This window comes from Stenotrophomonas sp. CASM106 (assembly GCF_049384825.1).
Classification (GTDB): Bacteria; Pseudomonadota; Gammaproteobacteria; order Xanthomonadales; family Xanthomonadaceae; genus Stenotrophomonas; species Stenotrophomonas muris.
The window spans coordinates 1-466 of record NZ_JBMRFS010000047.1; the positions used below are offsets into that span (position 1 = coordinate 1).

Sequence of the window (466 nt, forward strand, 5' to 3'; positions counted from 1 at the left end):
TCTCTAAATACTCCACCGGACAGGTGAACGGGTGATGCGGCTCATCATACGAAACCACCATCAGGAAAGGCTCGTCTGCGCGCGCAGGCTGTTGCAGAAAATCCACCGCCCGATTGCTGATACGATGCGCCCAGGTGAAGGTTTCGTCGATATGGTTCGCCTGTAAATCTTCGACGCTGTTTAGGCCATTGCGCCACAGGCTAATCTCTTTTTCCGTCAGTTCGCTAAGATAGTTCGCCCCATCGAACCAGTAATCAGCGTCCCACTCCGGCGGACACTCGCCAGTGCCGAAATAGTCATGACCGTCGAGATGCCATTTGCCGATGTAACAGGTGTGATAGCCGGCATCCTTAAAGTAGCGCCCCATAGTGGAGATGTTTTTGCCTGGCGCGACGTTGTTGGTCCACGGGCCGGACTGGTTAGCGTAGATACCGGTAAATAGTCCGGCCCGTGCAGGCGTACAAAC

Annotated in this window: 1 protein-coding gene; it reads right to left on the bottom strand. The window is 54.7% G+C overall.

Going from position 1 to position 466, the window contains the following annotated elements; genetic code table 11:
• A partial coding sequence (locus VG556_RS22450; RefSeq protein WP_423180061.1) for a sulfatase-like hydrolase/transferase occupies positions 1 to 466 on the bottom strand: 466 nt, incomplete at both ends.